General features: G+C 49.9%; 17 protein-coding genes and 2 tRNA genes. 8 read left to right on the forward strand and 11 right to left on the reverse strand.

Annotated features, from left to right (window positions below; all coding sequences use genetic code 11):
- Window positions 1-9: 9 nt before the first annotated feature.
- From J3369_RS18515 to orn, 3 genes are all read right to left on the reverse strand, one after another.
- Window positions 10-85, reverse strand: a tRNA-Gly gene (locus J3369_RS18515).
- Window positions 86-114: 29 nt separating this feature from the next.
- A tRNA-Gly gene (locus J3369_RS18520) sits at window positions 115-190 on the reverse strand.
- Window positions 191-308: 118 nt separating this feature from the next.
- Window positions 309-854 (reverse strand): oligoribonuclease, encoded by a 546-nt coding sequence (gene orn, locus J3369_RS18525; RefSeq protein WP_349589717.1) that lies wholly within the window; start codon window positions 852-854, stop codon window positions 309-311.
- 83 nt (window positions 855-937) lie between these two features.
- Here orn and rsgA point away from each other — a divergent pair, with 83 nt between their 5' ends.
- The 4 genes from rsgA (at window position 938) to J3369_RS18545 (ending at window position 4,829) form a co-directional block, all read left to right on the forward strand.
- Window positions 938-1,972 carry a small ribosomal subunit biogenesis GTPase RsgA gene (rsgA, locus tag J3369_RS18530; protein ID WP_303571999.1) on the forward strand — a complete coding sequence of 345 codons (1,035 nt, stop codon included), beginning with the start codon at window positions 938-940 and terminating at the stop codon, window positions 1,970-1,972.
- 401 nt (window positions 1,973-2,373) lie between these two features.
- Window positions 2,374-3,246, forward strand: coding sequence for an archaetidylserine decarboxylase (gene asd, locus J3369_RS18535; protein WP_349589720.1), 873 nt, complete (start codon window positions 2,374-2,376; stop codon window positions 3,244-3,246).
- A 2-nt stretch (window positions 3,247-3,248) separates the two neighbouring features.
- Window positions 3,249-4,121 (forward strand): DMT family transporter, encoded by an 873-nt coding sequence (locus J3369_RS18540; protein WP_349589723.1) that lies wholly within the window; start codon window positions 3,249-3,251, stop codon window positions 4,119-4,121.
- A complete protein-coding gene (locus J3369_RS18545; RefSeq protein ID WP_349589725.1) occupies window positions 4,122-4,829 on the forward strand; it encodes a glycerophosphodiester phosphodiesterase in 708 nt (235 codons plus the stop codon).
- Between the two features lie 5 nt (window positions 4,830-4,834).
- On the opposite strand, the gene J3369_RS18550 is transcribed toward J3369_RS18545, so the two are convergent.
- The 3 genes from J3369_RS18550 to J3369_RS18560 form a co-directional block, all read right to left on the reverse strand.
- Entirely contained in the window at window positions 4,835-5,260 is a 426-nt protein-coding gene (locus J3369_RS18550) for a MerC domain-containing protein (protein ID WP_119502713.1), read from the reverse strand.
- Between the two features lie 78 nt (window positions 5,261-5,338).
- The gene (locus tag J3369_RS18555) at window positions 5,339-6,136 is read right to left on the reverse strand and encodes a divergent polysaccharide deacetylase family protein (RefSeq protein WP_349589728.1); all 798 of its coding nucleotides are present in this window, start codon (window positions 6,134-6,136) and stop codon (window positions 5,339-5,341) included.
- A gap of 239 nt (window positions 6,137-6,375) precedes the next feature.
- The gene (locus tag J3369_RS18560) at window positions 6,376-7,470 is read right to left on the reverse strand and encodes a murein hydrolase activator EnvC family protein (protein ID WP_349591065.1); all 1,095 of its coding nucleotides are present in this window, start codon (window positions 7,468-7,470) and stop codon (window positions 6,376-6,378) included.
- A 265-nt stretch (window positions 7,471-7,735) separates the two neighbouring features.
- On the opposite strand from J3369_RS18560, the gene J3369_RS18565 reads away from it, so the two are divergent.
- Genes J3369_RS18565 through gpsA form a run of 4 tightly spaced genes read left to right on the forward strand, consistent with a single transcriptional unit; the run spans window position 7,736 to window position 10,005 of the window.
- Window positions 7,736-8,161: a rhodanese-like domain-containing protein gene (locus tag J3369_RS18565; RefSeq protein WP_119502715.1), complete on the forward strand. Its 426-nt coding sequence runs from the start codon at window positions 7,736-7,738 to the stop codon at window positions 8,159-8,161.
- 24 nt (window positions 8,162-8,185) lie between these two features.
- On the forward strand, window positions 8,186-8,443 hold the full coding sequence (gene grxC, locus J3369_RS18570) for a glutaredoxin 3 (protein WP_349589731.1): 258 nt from the start codon (window positions 8,186-8,188) through the stop codon (window positions 8,441-8,443).
- Window positions 8,444-8,482: 39 nt separating this feature from the next.
- The gene (gene secB / locus J3369_RS18575) at window positions 8,483-8,992 is read left to right on the forward strand and encodes a protein-export chaperone SecB (protein WP_119502717.1); all 510 of its coding nucleotides are present in this window, start codon (window positions 8,483-8,485) and stop codon (window positions 8,990-8,992) included.
- Between the two features lie 11 nt (window positions 8,993-9,003).
- Window positions 9,004-10,005 carry an NAD(P)H-dependent glycerol-3-phosphate dehydrogenase gene (gene gpsA, locus J3369_RS18580; RefSeq protein WP_349589734.1) on the forward strand — a complete coding sequence of 334 codons (1,002 nt, stop codon included), beginning with the start codon at window positions 9,004-9,006 and terminating at the stop codon, window positions 10,003-10,005.
- A 38-nt stretch (window positions 10,006-10,043) separates the two neighbouring features.
- On the opposite strand, the gene J3369_RS18585 is transcribed toward gpsA, so the two are convergent.
- The 5 genes from J3369_RS18585 to J3369_RS18605 all read right to left on the reverse strand — a co-directional run bounded on the left by J3369_RS18585 (window position 10,044) and on the right by J3369_RS18605 (window position 15,441).
- The gene (locus tag J3369_RS18585) at window positions 10,044-11,411 is read right to left on the reverse strand and encodes a TolC family protein (protein ID WP_349589736.1); all 1,368 of its coding nucleotides are present in this window, start codon (window positions 11,409-11,411) and stop codon (window positions 10,044-10,046) included.
- A 3-nt stretch (window positions 11,412-11,414) separates the two neighbouring features.
- Entirely contained in the window at window positions 11,415-13,349 is a 1,935-nt protein-coding gene (locus J3369_RS18590; protein ID WP_349589739.1) for a MacB family efflux pump subunit, read from the reverse strand.
- Window positions 13,342-14,529: an efflux RND transporter periplasmic adaptor subunit gene (locus J3369_RS18595; protein WP_349589742.1), complete on the reverse strand. Its 1,188-nt coding sequence runs from the start codon at window positions 14,527-14,529 to the stop codon at window positions 13,342-13,344. Before J3369_RS18595 ends, J3369_RS18590 begins: the two co-directional genes overlap by 8 nt.
- 132 nt (window positions 14,530-14,661) lie before the next feature.
- Window positions 14,662-15,126 (reverse strand): tRNA (uridine(34)/cytosine(34)/5-carboxymethylaminomethyluridine(34)-2'-O)-methyltransferase TrmL, encoded by a 465-nt coding sequence (gene trmL, locus J3369_RS18600; protein WP_349591068.1) that lies wholly within the window; start codon window positions 15,124-15,126, stop codon window positions 14,662-14,664.
- A 111-nt stretch (window positions 15,127-15,237) separates the two neighbouring features.
- On the reverse strand, window positions 15,238-15,441 hold the full coding sequence (locus J3369_RS18605) for a hypothetical protein (RefSeq protein WP_349589745.1): 204 nt from the start codon (window positions 15,439-15,441) through the stop codon (window positions 15,238-15,240).
- Window positions 15,442-15,529 lie beyond the last annotated feature (88 nt).

Genomic DNA, 15,529 nt, shown 5'->3' on the forward strand with positions numbered 1-15,529 from the left:
ATGAAGAATTGGAGCGGGAAACGAGATTCGAACTCGCGACCCCGACCTTGGCAAGGTCGTGCTCTACCAACTGAGCTATTCCCGCAACAAAAAACTTGGTGATGACTGAAAAATTGGAGCGGGAAACGAGATTCGAACTCGCGACCCCGACCTTGGCAAGGTCGTGCTCTACCAACTGAGCTATTCCCGCAAACCGGTTCAGTCGTTTTGCGAAAGTGGCCCTTCGCAAAAGTGGAGCGCATTTTACAAAAATCCCAGCGATGCGCAACACTTAATTTGAATTTTTTTCGAAATACCGGTTCGTTTGCTTAAATCGTAAACACTTTTTCCCGGTAATACTGCAATTCCGCTATAGACTCACGGATATCGTCCAGCGCCAGATGCACACCTTTCTTCGTGAAGCCGTCGAGAATTTCCGGCTGCCAGCGCTTAACCAGTTCCTTAATCGTGCTCACATCTATACTGCGGTAGTGAAAATACGCTTCCAGTTCCGGCATATACTTCACCATAAAACGGCGATCCTGTCCGATAGTATTGCCACAAAGAGGCGATTTTCCCGCATCTACATAATCACTCAAAAATGCGATGGTTTGTTTCGCCGCTTCTGCTTCATCAATTTGACTCTCGCGGCATCTGGCAGTGAGCCCGCTGTTGCCATGCACACGGGTGCACCACTCATCCATACCATCTAAAATCGCATCCGGCTGGTGTACAGCTATCACCGGCCCTTCAGCCAGTATATTGAGCTGCGGGTCAGTGACGATAGTGGCGATTTCCAGCACCTTACAGGTTTCAGGGTCCAGCCCTGTCATTTCCATATCAATCCAGACTAAATTGCCATCGTGTTTTGTCATTCTAGTTTCCTCGTCTTTAACATGGCACACGGGCCTGACAAACGGTATCATTGGTCAAGTATACGTTAACTTTGCAGGAAATCGTGGCAAAAAAACCAAAACTGACACACCGCCAGAAGCGCCAGGTTGCAGCAAACCGGGCCCGCCGGCTGAAAGATAAAGCATCTGATCCTGAAAAGCAGATTGATGCCGCCAACCTGATCCCCGGCCGGGTTGTCGGTCGTTTCGGCAAGCACGCAGACGTTGAAGATCAGCAGGGTACGGTGTACCGCTGTCACATCCGCCGGACTATCGAATCGGTGGTTTGCGGTGATGATGTCCTGTTCGACACCGGTAATGAAAACGAGTCCGGTGTCAGTGGCGTGATTGAAATCGTCCGCGATCGCCGTTCCGTACTTACCCGGCCAGACTATTACGACGGCGTGAAACCCATCGCCGCGAATATCGATCAGATCATTGTTGTCAGTGCGGTAAAGCCCGATTTATCCCTGAATATCATCGACCGCTATCTGGTTGCCTGCGAAGATACCGGCATTGCCCCCGTTCTGATCCTCAACAAAACCGAGTTACTGAGCGACGAAGAATTCGACACGGTAAAACAGCAACTGGCGGTGTATGAATCTCTGGGTTACAGATTGATTTATACCAGTTGCAAGCGCGGTGACGGCCTGGACGAACTGAAAACCTGTCTGAATGACAAAGTCAGTGTTTTTGTAGGCCAGTCCGGTGTGGGCAAATCCAGTATCATCAATCAGGTGCTGCCGGATGCCGATGAACTGGTCGGTGAAATATCAGACAACTCCGGTCTTGGTCAGCACACAACCACCGCAGCAAAATTACTTCATTTCCCTGAGGGAGGCGATCTTATCGATTCCCCGGGCGTGCGGGAATTCAGCTTATGGCATATGCCGGTAGAGCAAATCACCCGCGGCTTCATAGAGTTTCGTGATTATCTGGGCGGTTGCAAATTCCGCGACTGCAAACACATGAACGATCCCGGCTGCCTCATCCGTGAAGCAGTAGAAGAAGGCAAAATCAGCAGCGCCCGCTTCGACAGCTACCACCGCATTCTGGCGACCATGGACGAACAGCGCCCGAGCTATACCAATCCGTTTTAAAAAAGCTGATACGTGCACAGCGCTGAAGAGTCGGATTTGGATGACAGAACCGTAAGCCCTTCCTGCCACGGAGACGGAATTGCCTGCGTGAACTATCTGGCGCAAAGATTGTAAAAGAATGGATGCCCGAAACGGGGAGCCCGCGAACGGGGGCGGTGTTGTCTGAGTGAACCGTCTGCCGCAGGGATGCGGCAGTCGAGCCCACAGGGATGTGTTTACGGCGTGTTCACGAAGATAGCGCCGCTCCCGGACAGAAGGGCTAACCGCTTTTAATCCATTTTCCCCTTCCGCTTATATCAAACACTGATGGCCCATAACGGTAAAGTGCATCCGTTTGTTTACAACTTGATGTACAATCATCCGCGACAGAAACTAGATAACTATTATTTTTCGGAGTGCCCGTGCTGGACTGGTTCAAGGTTAACCTTCAATATATTTTGCCCAAGCATCTTTTATCCCGCCTGATTGGTAAGTTTGCGGCTGCTGAAGCCGGCGGCGTGACCACAGCGTTTATCAAATTTTTCATCAAGAAATACAATGTGGATATGAGCGAAGCGCTGTATCCCCATCCGGAGCACTACAAAACCTTCAATGAATTCTTCACCCGTCAGCTGAAACCTGAAGTCCGTCAAATTGCAGAAGGTGATGATGTGCTGATCCAGGCAGTTGACGGTGCAGTCAGCCAGTTTGGTGACATTCATCAGGACAGTATTTTTCAGGCGAAAGGCCACAATTACAGCCTTACCACCTTACTGGGTGGCAAACCTGAACTGGCAAAGCCTTTCAAAAACGGTAAGTTCGCGACCATTTATCTGTCGCCGAAAGACTATCACCGTATTCACATGCCCGTTGAAGGCACACTGACAGACATGGTGTATGTACCCGGCGAGCTGTTCTCCGTTAACCCGCTGACTGCTGAAAATGTACCGGGATTATTTGCCCGCAATGAACGGGTAATCGCATTTTTCGACACCCCGGCAGGGAAAATGGCCATGGTGCTGGTTGGTGCAACCATTGTAGCCAGTATCGAAACCGTCTGGTCCGGTACAGTGACACCGCCTGCTGGTAAAAACGTGCAGCACTGGCAATACGAAAGCGATGATGAAGCAGCCGTTAAACTGGAAAAAGGCGATGAAATGGGCCGCTTTAAACTTGGCTCTACCATTGTGGTTTGCTTCGAAAAAGACCAGATTGAATTTGATGATATGGAAGCAGGCATGACTACCCGCCTCGGGGAAGTGTTTGCCCATGCGAAGGCAAATAAATCTGCCTGATTGTGGATCCTGTTAAACGAAGCCTGATAACGCTTCATATCACCGTTATCTTACTGGGCGGCACAGGCCTTTTTTCAAATATTATTCCCTTGAGCGCAACGGATATTACTTTCGGGCGCTCGGTATTTGCCTGTCTGTGCCTTGCTGTATTCATGCGTCTGGCCGGTGAAACCTTCAGACTGAACAACAAACGTGATTACGGTATTGCCCTGTTGCTGGGTGGTCTGATGGCCGTGCACTGGGTTACTTACTTCGCGGCGATGCAATACGCCGGTGTAGCAGTGGGTATGATTGCCCTGTTTACCTTCCCGGTCATAACCGTTCTTATTGAACCCTTCTTTGAGAAAATCCGGCTTGTCTGGCAGGACTTTTTCAGTGCGTTAATTGTTTTTGTGGGCGTGGCGCTGCTGGTGCCGGAAATATCGCTGGAGAACGAGGTGACATTGGGTGTGCTGACCGGTATTTTTTCTGCCGTGCTTTATGCCCTGAGAAACTTACTTCACCGCCAGCACTTTTCTCACTATTCAGGTGCGAAGGCCATGGCCTGGCAAATCCTGGTGGTGATAGCCTGCCTGCTGCCTTTTGCCAGTGAACACCTCAGTGATGCCACCTTTGATACATGGTTGCTGCTGGCCGTTCTCGGCTCCATGTTTACCGCAGTACCCCACGCGCTTATAGCAACCGCGCTCATCCACTTGCGGGCAAAAACTTTTTCTCTGATTGCCTGCATGCAGCCACTGTACGGCGTAATCCTGGCTATGCTAATTTTACATGAGTCTCCGGGCTGGAAAGCGTTAATAGGTGGCATACTGGTGACATCAGCCTCCATCTACGAAACCATGAACGCACAAAGGCTCCATAAACAGGACAAGTAAATGATAGTACTCGCTCATCGCGGGGCAAGTAAGGCGGCACCGGAGAACACGTTGCTGGCCTTCAGGCTCGGATTCGCCATGGGAGCACACGGTGTTGAGTTCGATACTTATCAGATCGGCGATGACATCGTGGTGTTTCATGACCGCTGGTTACACAGAACCACGAATGGCCGGGGGCGGGTTGCCGATCAAACAACAGACTATCTGCGCTCACTGGATGCCGGTCAGGGTGAGCGTATTCCGTTTCTTGCAGAAACCCTGGCGACCCTGCCTGAAGATGCATTATGCAATGTTGAAATCAAAGGGCTGACAGACACCTCCCGCTGGCTCAGCGCTTTTGACCGCGCTTGTGAAGAAAGTGGCGCCAGTACAAACTCCATGGTGATATCGTCTTTCAATCATCAATGGCTTGCAGAGATCAGCCGCGCCAGACCGGACCTGAAAACCGGTGCACTTACCGCCAGTATCCATACCGGTTTACTGCAGTTCGCAGACTCACTAAAGCCCTGGTCATTACACATTGCACTGGATATCGTTGAAGAACGTTATGTCAGGCGGGCAAAAGCCGAGGGCTATAAGGTGTTCGTCTACACTGTGGATAACCCTGAGGATATGCTGTTACTTCAGCAATGGGGCGTGGACGGGATTTTCAGCAATGTGCCGGACGTAGCATGCGAAACGCTGAATGCTACGCGACGGATGTGTTAACGATGTTATTTTGCGAGATGCTGAGATAGTACCGTATTGCGGCAACAGCGGCACTGGCGGCACAAACGCATGTTTATCCAGTGGCCGGCAACAATAAGCAGCGCACCGGTGGCAATGGTAAAGGGTTCGTAGTCGTGCCCGAATATATCTTTGAACCAGTAAATAACCCCGCCTGAAAATAACAGAACCAGCGGATAATATTGCCCGTGATAACGCACCGCGCCGTTAATCAGTGCCACAGCGCCTATCAGCATGGAAATAGTAAGAATGGTGCGCTCAAACCAAAGTTGCGCGAAGAACGTTGAGCCGATAAGCGGGATCAGCGGCAGCAACAAAGGCAAAGCAAGACAATGCAACGCACACAAGCTGGATATCCATATACCCAGCCTGTCTAATTTAGTCGGATTGTCAGCATCCTGAATTCGGGACATTTCTCGCCTCGCCAGCAAAAGGGACGTTATAATATAACAGTCTTGGCGAAATTCAAAATTACAATCCCAAAAAAAGGATTAATTCGGCGCGACCATCTGTGGCCTCATCGTGTCCTCTGACTTTTGCTGGGCCATCATCGCCGGTTCAGGCTCGAATAAATCGCTGACCGTCGACAGTCTGATCCCCATTTCCTCCAGCTCAGGCAAACGCTTTTGCAGGATTTTCATGGTCAGTCTGTGCGGATGAGCAATGGCTACAGCAGTCCCCGTTTCACGGGCAAGCAGCAACATACGATCGAACTCTTTTTCAATGGCCGCTTCGTCGATGACATGGTCGAGAAACACATGCCTTCGTGCTACCGGGATCCCGGCGTGCAATGCGGCTTCCTCCGCCACAGTTTTCACGGATGTACGGCTGTCTACAAAGAATAAATTTCGTTGCTTCAGCAAATCCATAAAAGAGCGCATCGGATTGAACATGCTGGTCAGCCTGCTTCCCATGTGATTGTTCACGCCAATCGCATAAGGCACACTTTCCATTGCACGGACAAATTGAAGTTCCATCTGAGTTTCAAACATACCTACGCGCAATCCGTCAGGCCCCATTTCCTGGCCATCAAAGGATTCCATCGGCATGTGTAACATTATATCCCGCCCCTGGGCATGAGCCAGTTCGGACATTTCAGTAGTCATGGGAGCATCAGGAAGAATCGAGAACGTCACTTCTCTTGGCAGGTCAAGCGCCCTGCGGTCAGAGAAACGATGTCCGATATCGTCGATAATAACGACGACTTTTGGTTGGACACTTGCAGCCGCGACGGGTAGACAGAAGAGTGCAAACAACACACCCAAAAACAACGCAAACCAATCAACCAACTGACGGTCAGTTCTTTTGAGTAAACAAATTTTTAGCAAGCGCACGCCTATTATTTTAATAGTGTAATTATAAGGTTCTTATGACCTTTGTTACCCTGCGTCCATACGGGTTATTTATTTAGTATTGCATTCCATACATATTGAGCATAACAGTGATCTTCGAAATATGAAATTTCAAATGCGCTTTTTTTGACATTTTTTGAACAATTTTTGAGGAGGCCGCTCAGTTCGCCGGAATATCAGAGATCCAGCCAGCTTGAGGGATTAAGAGCTTTGCCCTTGTGCCGGATTTCAAAGTATAGATTAGGATAGTTCTGTCCGCCACTTTGTCCGACTAAAGCAATCGTTTCACCATCGCCCACCGTATCTCCGGCTTGCTTCAGCAATGCCTGATTGTGACCATACACACTCATATAGCCCTGCCCGTGATCAACAATGGCTACCAGCCCGAAACCACGCAGCCAGTCAGAATAAAGGACACGGCCATGAGACACGGCTCTCACCGGTGTACCTTCTGCACCTTCAATGATAATGCCTTTCCAGCGCACCTGCCCCTGACGACGGGTTCCGAACAGCTTGCGTACTCGTCCGGAAGCCGGTTTCAACAACTTCCCTTTGTAGCCGGATAAACCCGCCAGTTCTGATTTCGCCGATTCCGCACGACGGCGCGCCTCATCAATGGCCCGCACAAGCGCTTCTTCGTTTTGCTTGAGCTCATCTACTCTGGCAGCATCACTCTCGATTTTTTGATTAAGTTTTTTCAGTGTTTCAGAACGATCTGCCTGACGGGCCAGCAACACTGCCTGCTGAGACTTCTGATCCGCCAGCAGGCTGTTCAGTGCTCTGGCTTTCTCCGAAAGCGCCTCATTAACCTGAACCAGCTGTTCCACATTCGAGCGGAAAGTGGTGATCTCCTTTGAGCGGGCTTTGCTCAGATACTGATAATAAGTCAGCACGCGTTCAAAGGTACTGGCTTCGTCCTGGTAAAACAGCATCTTTGCATAATCATAATTACCGGCCATGAAAGCACTGCGTAACTGATTCGCCAGCATGGTTTGTTGCTGCAGAATGGCCTTTCTCAGCGCTTCCTGTTCTGCTTCCAGCTTTTTTTGCTGTTCACGGTTATCAGCCAGTTGTACAGAGGTATCATTGAGAGATTTGGCCGTGGAGGCGATTTCAAGTTCAGATTGCTTCAGCGCTGCCTGCAATTCACCGGCATTCGCCTTATTGGCTGCCAGTGTCGCTTGTCTGGCTTTAAGTTCAGCTTGTAACTCAGCGAGTTTTGCCTGTTGTTGTTCCTGAGCATAAGCCTGAGGTAGCAGCACGGTGAACAGGCACAGCCAGCATAGGACACTGAGAAGAGGCCCGCGAACGGACTTTCCGGACGGACCGGCCTGATTGAAATTTTGTACACTCACCCGTTGCTTTGCCTCTGACAGCACCTGACTCTGATTCAAAGTCCATACTATATCAACGGGATAGAGGATTCATCTGCAATCGACTAATTCAATGATGCGCCGTCAGGCTGGTTTCTGTGCGGTTTTTCTATATACTTTGCAGTCGATTTTTAGTCTTCCATGTAAAGTAAGGGTTTTAGGAATGGAACAGCTCGTAGAGTTTGCCGGTAATAATATGCTGTTAGCCGGTGCGTGGGTCGCCTTAGTTGCAATGCTGATTTTCAGCTATGTCACAGGTTTCACTTCATCAGTAAAAGAAGTAAACACCCACGAAATGACCATGCTGGTAAATAAAGAAGACGCCGTTGTTTTTGATACCCGCGCGCCTAACGAGTTTAAAACCGGTCACATTCTCGGTGCCCGCCAGCTGAAACCTGAGGAAGTCAGAGCAAAAGATTTCAAAAAGCTTGAAAACGTAAAAGACAAACCCATTATTGTTGTATGTGCAATGGGTAACAGCGCACGCGGTATTGCAGCGGCCATGAACAAAGCCGGCTTCGCAAACGTGAAAGTGCTGAAAGGCGGCATGAACGCCTGGAACTCTGCCGGACTTCCGGTTGCCAAATAACGGGCCGGAACACAGGAGCAGATTGTGAGTAAAGTAGAAATTTATACCAAGGGGTATTGCCCTTACTGTCATCGTGCTAAAGCATTATTAGCGCAAAAAGGCGTAGCATTCGAGGAAATCGCAATTGATGTGAACCCTGAACTTCGCGATGTGATGATAGAAAGAGCTGACGGCGGTTGGACAGTACCGCAGATATTTATCAACGATACCCATGTGGGCGGATGTGATGACTTATTTGCTCTTGAATCACAACAAAAACTCGATGCGCTGTTAGCGCAATAATTTTAAGTTAAGAACGTATTTACTAATTCAGGAATTATCATGGCTGAAGAAAATCAGAACACCAATGGCGCAGAGGCAGGCCAGCAAGCCCAGGGTCCTCAATTCAATATTCAACGCATCTACACAAAAGACATCTCTTTTGAATCTCCGAATGCGCCGGCTATCTTCCAGAAAGAATGGAAGCCGGAAATCAAATTAGACATTGATACGTCTACAAATAAAATGGCTGAAAATGCATTTGAAGTTGTTTTATCTGTAACCGTTACTGCGACCGTTGGTGAAGAAACCGCGTTCCTGTGTGAAGTAGAACAGGCGGGTATTTTTGCGATTGCACCGGAAATGCCGGATCAGGCTAAAGCACCTCTGTTAGGTTCTTACTGCCCTAACCTGTTATTCCCTTATGCCCGTGAAGCTATTTCAAATCTGGTTAACCGTGGCACATTCCCGGCTCTGAACCTGGCTCCGGTTAACTTCGACGCTATCTTCGCCGCTTACATGCAGAAACGTGCACAGCAAGCGCAGGAAGGTGGTCAGAAGCTAGACGCTTAAGTCACTCTTTTATGAATACCGGTTCAGTAACCGTATTGGGGGCGGGGTCTTATGGCACCGCCCTTGCTTTTTGTCTGGCCAGAAATAACAACCCCACGTTGTTATGGGGCCGCGACGAAGCCCACATGCAGGCACTGGCAGACAGCAGGGAAAACGCCCGTTATCTGCCCGGCGCCAAATTTCCCGATGCTCTGACAGTAGAAGCCGATCTTTCCAAAGCAGTATCAGCCAGCCGCGACATTCTTATTGTCGTTCCCAGCTATGCCTTTAAAGATTTACTTAATACCATCAAGCCGATGCTAAAAGCTGATCACCGGCTGATCTGGGCTACTAAAGGTCTGGAACCGGGTACCGGCAGACTGTTGCGTGACGTTGCACTGGATGTATTGGGTTATACTTATCCGCTGGCAGTACTTTCCGGCCCGACGTTCGCAAAAGAAATGGCTGCAGGTCTGCCAACTGCCATTTCACTGTCGTCCACTTGTGAATCGCTGGTCGATGATTTTGCCCGCAAGCTGCATTGCAGCCGTTCATTCAGGGTTTACAAAAATCCTGATTTCATTGGCGTGCAACTCGGCGGCGCAGTGAAAAACGTTATCGCCATCGGTGCAGGTCTGGCTGATGGCCTTGGCTTTGGTGCCAATGCCCGTACGGCGTTAATTACCCGGGGACTGGCTGAACTGACCCGTCTTGGTGTTAAAGTGGGTGCTCAACCGGAAACCTTCATGGGAATGGCCGGTCTGGGTGACCTGGTATTAACCTGTACTGACAATCAGTCCAGAAACCGCCGTTTTGGTCTTGCGCTGGGACAAGGGAAAGACGTGGACACCGCCATGCGTGACATCGGCCAGGTTGTCGAGGGTTACCGCAATACCGAAGAAGTGCATGCACTGGCGAAGCAATATGGCGTGGAAATGCCTATTTGTGAGCAAATATATGCTGTGCTTTATCACGGTAAGCCGCCGAAAGAAGCCGCTCTGGCATTACTGGCAAGAGATTTAAAAAGCGAGTAGCACCAGCTACCCGCTTTTCTTCCCCTTTCATATAACCACTACAAGGTAACCAGTTCAGGCTTACCACCCGCTTCCTGATAAATCGTTGCGGCAGCTGATAAGGTCTGCTGATAACTGGTCATAACCGACAATTGTGCCGAGAACCAGCTTCGTTGCGCACTCAGCAAATTCAGAAAATCGATATCACCGGCTTTGTAACGAATTTCAGCTAACCGGTATAACCGTGCGTTGTTTTCCATTGAAGCGACATCCAGTTCATAAGCCGCTTTCAGGTATGCATAGTTGTCCAGCGAATCCAACAGTGACTGAGATGCGCTTAACGTGGTGGCGCGGTAGTTATTCCATGCCAGAGCCAGATCCACATCGGCAATCTTCTTACCGGCATCGATACGGCCACCGTCGAACAGTGTAGCGGCGCTGCTTATTGCGGCACTCACACTCCAGCCGGAAGCCAGATCGAGCAAATCACTGACTGACAAGCTACCGCTCAGACTTAATCCCGGCAGCCCCTGAATACCTGCCAGATACACATCAATATCAGCCTGCTTCAAAGCAATATCCGCAATCTGCACGTCTGGACGTTGCTTTAACACCGCAGCCGGCTGATACAATTCAATATCCGGCAGAACAAATGACAGCAGCTTTTCTTCACCACTGATGGCGGTTAAGGTTTCATCCCCCAACAGAACCGCAATGGCGCGGCGGCTCAATGTAGCCTGATAATTCACCCGTAACAGTTCGCCACGGGCACTGATCATGGTGTTCTGTTGCTGGCTCACCTCAATACCCGACGCATCCCCTTCCTGAAAGCGAATGTCCACCAGCTTATACAGTTGATCAGCCGCTTCGTAGTTTTGTTTTGCGATGACAAGGCGTTGCTCCAGTGACAACAAGGTAAAGTACTCGCTTGTCAGCAACCCCTGCACCTGCAATGCTGCACTGCGGCGGCTAAACTGCTGGCTGTCGATACTCAGCTTATTGCCAAGCTGAGTGGCTTCACGACTGCCCCATACATCAAAAGTGTAACTCACGCCCACACTGCCGGATGTACTGTTTGACTCCGTGCCGGTATCGAAGGTTTTTCCGCTGCGGCCGCTTGCACTGGCAGTAATATCCGGAATATTGTCGGCCTGACTCTGACGTAAAATCAGCTCAGCCCGTTGCAGCCGCAGTGCTGCTTCTTCCAGTGTCAGGTTACTGTCTGCCAGGCGAACCATAAGTGCATTTAATCCCTCAGAATTAAACACACTCCACCAGTTTTCCGCAATGTCTACGCCGGCGCCGTCCTGTGTATAAATATCAAAAACATCCGGCTGTGCTTTTGACTTTTGTCCGTCCAGGTCTGACGGCGTATAAGCACAACCTGTCATTAATGCTGCTATCAGCAAACATCCTGATTTCTTCAAAACTCAATCCTCTGACAACGCATCAATGGGGCTAAGGCGGGACGCCTTGAGTGCAGGAGCATAACCGAACAGTACGCCCACCAGCAGCGATGTAATAAATGCCAGTACAGGCGGTAGCAGTGTATAAGCCACTGAAATGGAAAACTGAGACACGATTAGGATCACCAGATACCCGAGCAGAATGCCCACACAGCCGCCGAGAATACACACCACCCAGGCTTCAATATTGAACTGTTTGAGAATATCAGCCGGCTTGGCACCGGTGGCCATCCGCAGACCAATTTCCCGTTTACGTTCAGACACATTTACCAGCATGATATTCATCACACCAATACCGCCAACAAATAACGATATGGCTGCAACAGACGCTAAAAGCCAGGTAAGTGTATTTTGTGTCTCGGTAACCGCCTCAACCAGAGAGTCAGTGGTAAACACCATCACATCTTCTGTACCATGACGTTCGGTAAGCACAGCAAGGACTGCATCCTTCACATCTGATGCGACTTCTGAACTGGCAGCTTTAATTGTGATGCCGCTCAGGTATTCACGGCCAAAAACCTTTAACCGTCCTGTTGTGATGGGGATCAGCACTTCGTCATCCTGATCACTACCACCGGCAGTTGCGCCCTTCGATTTTAATACACCAATCACCTGATACAGGCTGTTTGACATAAGTATGTACTTACCAACTGCCTGCATCTTATCGGTAAATAAGGTTTCAGCAACCGTATCACCTATCACCACAACCGGTGCATAATTGTTCACGTCTTCGGTGGTGAAAAATACGCCCTGCGCCATTTCCCAATCTTTCACGTGAAGGTAATCCGGCGTGGAGCCTTTAATCCTGCCGGAGAAATCATTTTCCCCATAGCGCATGGTATTGCGGGAAGAACGTTCCGGCGCAACGTAGGTCACGCCGGGAATATCACGTAATGCGTCAGCATCTGCCAGAGTCAGCGTCGCTACATCACCGGAATTGCGCATATTTTTACCGCCCGGCCGCACTGAAATCAGGTTGGTACCAATAGCTTCAATACGCTTCAGTACGTCCTGTTTTCCCCCTTCCCCGATTGCCATCATGGTGACCACCGCTGCTACACCAATGATGATCCCCAGCAGGGTGAGTAAGGTACGGAACCAGTTAAGCCGCAGTGATGAAAAAGCCATACCCAGTGCTGCAACGCCGGAAATACTTTTAAACGGTTTTATCGACGATGAATGTGCAGCAGATGTCGTCGCCGGCTTAGCAGCTTCCCCCGAATCAGACACGATTTGTCCGTCCAGCAGATGCACCTGACGCTGAGCATATTCTGCCACAGCCGGATCGTGGGTGATAAGAATGATGGTAACCCCTTCCCCGTGCAGTTCTTTCAGCAGATTGAGCAGTTGCTCTCCGCTGGCAGAGTCCAGTGCGCCGGTGGGTTCATCAGCCAGAATAACCTCAGCACCGTTTATCAGTGCACGGGCAACAGATACCCGCTGCTGCTGACCACCGGATAACTCACCGGGGCGGTGATCCTGCCGGTCACCCAGCCCGAGCTTGGCCAGTAACGCTGATGCCCGCTCCTCACGGACGCTCTTATCGGTGTTACTGTATATTGCCGGCAGCGCAACGTTTTCCGTCGCGGTGAGGCTGGCGAGTAACTGATAACGCTGAAAGACGAAGCCGAAGGTTTTCAGGCGCAGCGCTGACAACTGTTCCTGTGACAGCTTATTCACATCGTGGCCGTGAATGGTATAGCTGCCTGATGTGGGCGTGTCCAGACAACCGAGGATATTCATCAGGGTCGATTTTCCGGACCCGGACTGCCCCATGATGGCAACAAACTCACCTTTTTGGATCCGCAGTGAGACACCGTCCAGCGCCCTGACTTCTGTACCTTCAGTTTGATAACTGCGGGTTACATTCGCCAGTTCAATTAAAGGTACGTCAGCCACGTGGCCCCCTCATAGGCGGACCACCCATGGGACCGCCGAAACCACGGTCGTTATTATCTTTAGTGCCTGCGGCGGCAGATGCCTGTCCGGAAACAATTTCGTCACCTTCATTCAGACCGGATAAAATCTGAATTTCAGTGCGGGTGCTCACCCCGGTCTTTACCGGCTTTCTTACCAGTTCGCCCTGCTCACGGATCATGACAAATTTATCACGGGGAGGTCCTTTAACCGCTGCCAGCGGGACTACCAGGGTATTTTCTTCCTTCTCTTCGACAAAGAAAACCTGGGTAGTCATAGAGTCCATCAACGTACCTTCGGTGTTTTCCACATCCACCAGCACCTGATACAGCACTACATCATTAATAATGGTGGGTGTTGGTAATACCTGACGTACTACAGAGTGATATTTTTTACGGGTATTACCAATAGTGGAGAAGTACACCGGCATACCCCGCTTAATACTTTCCACATCAGCTTCAGAGACTTCTGCCCGTAATGTCATGGTAGTAAGGTCTGAGATCTGCAGCAGCTCCGGTGCGTTCTGGTTCGCATTTAATGTTTGTCCTTCACGTACAGCAATAGACGCTACCGTGCCGCTGATAGGCGCATAAATTTTTGCAAATCCCAGTGTCGCTTTATCACCGGCCAGAGATGCTTCGTCAGCTTTAATTTGCGCAATACTGGCTTTAATTTTTGAATCCAGTACTTTGACGTCAATACGGCTGCTGATAGCGGTATCAGCACTCACTGCATCCTGATCAAACAGATTATTGTTCCGTTTCTCACGCAGCAATGCCAGTTCCCGCTCAGCTTTAAGCTGGGCAAGGTTCGCGTTCTTCACATCCAGCGCAAATTCCGCGTTCTGTACCTGTGTTTCAAAAACTGTCGCATCAATTTCCACCAGCAAATCGCCGGCTTCCACCACATCACCTTCTTCCACATGGATTTTCTCAACCTGACCGGACACCTGAGCACCAACGACAACGTAACGTTTGGGTTCCAGTTGGCCCGTTGCAATGATGTTCTTTTCGATGGTACCGCGGCCAACCTGCGAAAATAAAAATGCGCTGGTGTCACGGGCGGGTGCTGCGAACATATTCCATGCAGCGTAGGCGGGTACAGCAATGACAACCAGTAACAGAAGCCATTTTACCCATCGGTGGGATCCTGGTGATAACACAGTCTTTCCTTAAGTGAAAATACCTAAAATACAAAAGCCCGCATCTTTACACTACGGGCTTTACACAACTTAACATTACTTCACAGTGGTCCACAGACAAGGCTGGACGGGGGCGTGACAATCAGATTATTTTTATCTTGCGCCTTCATATCCCGTTTGCCGCCAACTTTCGTAAACGAAAACTGACACGGCATTGGACAGATTCATGCTGCGGCTGTCTGGCAACATGGGGATGCGTACGCGTTGCTCCGGGGGCAAGGACTGAATAAACTCGTCGGGCAGACCACGGGTTTCAGGGCCGAAGATTAACGCATCACCTTTCTGGTATTTCACATCACTGTGAAACGCTTTACCTTTAGTGGTACAGGCGATAATGCGCGCCGGTTGTTCGCTTTCGAGATAAGCGTCCAGACTGGCGTGGCGCTTTACGTCGGCAAATTCATGGTAGTCGAGACCAGCACGTCTGACACGCTTATCGTCCCAGTCGAAGCCCAGAGGCTCTATCAAATGCAGGGAAAAGCCTGTGTTAGCACACAAACGGATAATGTTGCCGGTATTGGGCGGAATTTCTGGCTGGTATAAAACGATATCAAACATGGTCACATCACGAATTTTGCTGTGGAGCAAGGATACGGTGTGATAGGACATGAGACAAGCCCACAGCGGAGGAAGGGCGGTAGCTGTGGGCAGTTTTGGTGCAATGGACCTTTACAGTGCGTTAAGCACCCTGTTAGTTTGCGCCTGAGCAGCCCAGCGACGTGCACGTCGTTGCGCCACAGAGTTTCCGACGAACTCAACCACTTTGTCTGACAAAGGAGTGAAAGTGCTAATTGCATGCCCGTAAACAGAAGATAAATCTGTATTTTTGGGCGCTTGTAAACGCATTGTTCTTAATGAAGCATATTTTTGCATGATTTTCTGGCCTCGCATTGCTTTATAGGGCAACTTTTCTGTCGTTAAGTTTTATTTTGCAACGGTTCACTCTGATGAGTTTTCCCGT

This window comes from Alteromonas sp. NFXS44 (genome assembly GCF_040148705.1).
Lineage (GTDB): Bacteria > Pseudomonadota > Gammaproteobacteria > Enterobacterales > Alteromonadaceae > Alteromonas.